Here is a 3013-nt window from a genome sequence, read left to right on the forward strand (position 1 = left end):
TTGACATCTGTAACTCCTCGTTATTCAGATTATATCTGTTAAACAAGGTGTACGGTTAATCGAGGGAGGATCACACTATGATCAATATGAGCATGGGTCAATAACACATACTCAATTTTTTGAGGGTTAATAGGGAGATTGGCCCAATTTCGTAATCTCAACTCTTTGTATCCTTGGAAAAGGCCACAATCTATCAATATATTGATTTGATTGGTTTGAATCAGGTATTTCGATCCTGTGACTGTTTGTACAGCGCCTAAAAATTGGATTCTCATAAAGGCTCTAGTAAAAAGATAATATATTGATTATAGGTTTGATTTTTGGTTTTTAATAAAAACTGCTCTAAGATTTATTCATAAAGATAATTTTGGTTTGAATGAAATTGACAACAAAAAATAAGCTTTCACTCAAATACTTAGGTATCAACACCTATAAGGAGCCGATTGTTTATATGCGTGCAGATTGCTTTATTTGTAAATCAGAGGGATTTAATACTCAAGCCAGAGTGATGGTTACGCTTAATCAGCACTCTATTATTGCCACACTCAATATCATTGAAACCGATCTTTTAAAACACAATGAAGCAAGCTTATCTAATTATGCATGGAAGCTATTGTCGGCTAAAGAAAACGATGAAATTACTATCACCCACCCTAAAACACTTGAATCCGTCAATTATATCCGATCCAAAATTTATGGGAACGAATTAAGCAAGTCAGAAACAGAATCGATTATCAAGGATGTTGTATCAGGACAATTATCAGATATTCACATCGCGATGTTTATCGCTGCCAGCGGTGGAAACCGACTAACCAATCAAGAAATTCTTCATTTAACCCATGCGATGGTTGATACCGGTCAGAAAATCAATTGGTCATCCCCTTTGATTGTAGATAAACATTGTGTTGGTGGATTACCAGGAAATAGAACCACACCTATTGTGGTAGCCATAGTCGCAGCCTATGGACTTTTGATTCCTAAAACCTCTTCTCGAGCAATTACCTCTCCAGCAGGGACTGCCGACACAATGGAAGTGTTTACTAATGTAACCCATGATATTCCAGCCATAAAAAAAATCATTGAAAAAGAACAGGGCTGCGTTACTTGGGGTGGCGCTATAGGCCTTAGTCCTGCAGATGATCTACTTATTAGACTTGCGCGCACGATAAACCTTGATAGCATGGGTCAAATGGTTGCATCTATTGTCTCAAAAAAAATTGCTGCGGGTTCAACCCATATTGTGATTGATGTCCCTATTGGGACCACTGCCAAAATCAGAACTTTAGAGCAAGGAGAACAGCTTAAGACATTATTACACTTTATAGCCGGTCAATTTGGTGTAGAAATAAAAGTCGTATTTACAGATGGCTCACAACCTGTCGGGCGAGGCATTGGGCCAGCTCTTGAAGCACGCGACATATTAGCCGTTCTTCAAAATGAAAAACATGCGCCAGCGGATCTTCGCGAGCATGCTCTTATTTTGGCAGGACATTTGATTGATTTTTGCCCTAAAGTAAACACATCAAATGGATTAACAATTGCTAAGACCATTCTTGAGAGTGGAGAAGCACTTAAAAAATTTAAAGCAATTTGCAAAGCACAAGGCGGTATGAAAGAAATCCCAATTGCTCCATTCGCTTATACAGTGGAATCAAAGTATTCTGGTTTAATTCGAAATATAGATAACCGACATATTGCAACCATTGCTAAATTAGCAGGAGCTCCTGATGCAAAATCAGCAGGAATTGAACTTTTAGCGAGAGTAAATTCGAATGTAGAAAAATCTCAAGCTCTTTTTAAAATACATGCAGAAACTAAAGGACAACTCCATTATGCATTGGATTTTTTTAATGAAGGACACGATATTTTCCAAATTGAGGAAAACATATGACGATTATCATTTCTCATTCAGAGTGCTTACTACATAATGCTGAAATCCAACACCCTGAGTGTCCGGAGCGTTTAAAAGTTATTAATCAGGCATTATCGTCTTCTGGATTAGAACCGATATTATTGCTGTACCTGTTGTTTCCCGAGAAGCATGTGAAGAAATGGCAAAAATAGTTGATCAAGTCATATGTCCTTTGCAACCCATAAATTTTTATGCAGTTGGGATTTGGTATGAGAATTTTTTCATCATCTGTAGATTCAAGCCAAGCTAAAGCTACCTTTAAGAAAGGTATGTTATGGATAAATATACCTAAAAAAGATGGGAAGAAAAATCATTCTAGAGAAATTCAAATTGAAAAAGGATCCTTTCCAGTCTTATAAGGGGTGAAGAAATGGGGGGTACGAAAATCATACTTTTATTTACCCCCAATTTCTTTTTAGAACAATGATTATAAGGGATTTTTAATCATTTCCTTTAAACGAACTAATAAATCACTTTCCCCTAGATGTATAAAATCTTTTTCAATATTGTGAGTTATTAAATTTTTTACTTGTTTATTAATGTGCTTGAGTAATAAACCATTCATATGGGGAGATCCCACAAGAACAATAGATTCATAAGCTTGAGTATTTCTGCCATGATCTAGCATATGAGCAATCTCTCTAGAAAAGTTTTCAATTTTTATTTCTTTTGGATCCGATTCTTGAGAATAGGCGCCATGTGCATATCCTTTAGATTGATAACGCCCTGGTTTATCAGAAGTTATATCAATATCTCTGAGTTTGTTGTCAGGATGTTGTAATTCTTTGATTAAAATTAATTGATCTTTATCATACTCATATATTCTGCAAATCGTTGAATCGAACACCACGAGCCATTGTACATGTTTGTTTTTTATAATGGGGGTTTCTGTATTGTTCGTTAGATTGACCATAATTTTCTCCCTATTCCATTAGAATTCTCTATCTATGTGAGTTAACACCAAGAGAATCTCGTTTTCTTATTTTAGCATGTAAGTTTAAAAGAGAAGGAGAATAAAAAGGTAATCCCCCCGCAAAATAACGGATCTCAAAAGTAGAATTTTCTAGTACTATCAAACCGGGAGATTCTAATGAGAAAATC

Annotated in this window: 3 protein-coding genes and 1 pseudogene; 2 read left to right on the forward strand and 2 right to left on the reverse strand. The window is 35.7% G+C overall.

The window, feature by feature from the left end; genetic code table 11:
- Nucleotides 1-56: 56 nt before the first annotated feature.
- Nucleotides 57-275, reverse strand: a pseudogene (locus Ldro_RS09250) (MBL fold metallo-hydrolase); the annotation flags it as partial.
- Between the two features lie 101 nt (nucleotides 276-376).
- Between Ldro_RS09250 and Ldro_RS09255 the strand changes: the two are divergent.
- Together Ldro_RS09255 and Ldro_RS16100 are read left to right on the forward strand one after the other, a co-directional pair.
- A complete protein-coding gene (locus tag Ldro_RS09255; RefSeq protein ID WP_058496147.1) occupies nucleotides 377-1891 on the forward strand; it encodes a thymidine phosphorylase family protein in 1515 nt (504 codons plus the stop codon).
- Between the two features lie 230 nt (nucleotides 1892-2121).
- A complete protein-coding gene (locus Ldro_RS16100) occupies nucleotides 2122-2271 on the forward strand; it encodes an Hsp20 family protein (protein WP_238584001.1) in 150 nt (49 codons plus the stop codon).
- Nucleotides 2272-2339: 68 nt separating this feature from the next.
- On the opposite strand, the gene Ldro_RS09260 is transcribed toward Ldro_RS16100, so the two are convergent.
- Nucleotides 2340-2825 carry a host attachment protein gene (locus Ldro_RS09260; RefSeq protein ID WP_058496148.1) on the reverse strand — a complete coding sequence of 162 codons (486 nt, stop codon included), beginning with the start codon at nucleotides 2823-2825 and terminating at the stop codon, nucleotides 2340-2342.
- Nucleotides 2826-3013: the final 188 nt, after the last annotated feature.

The organism is Legionella drozanskii LLAP-1 (assembly GCF_001467585.1).
GTDB classification, from domain to species: Bacteria; Pseudomonadota; Gammaproteobacteria; order Legionellales; family Legionellaceae; genus Tatlockia; species Tatlockia drozanskii.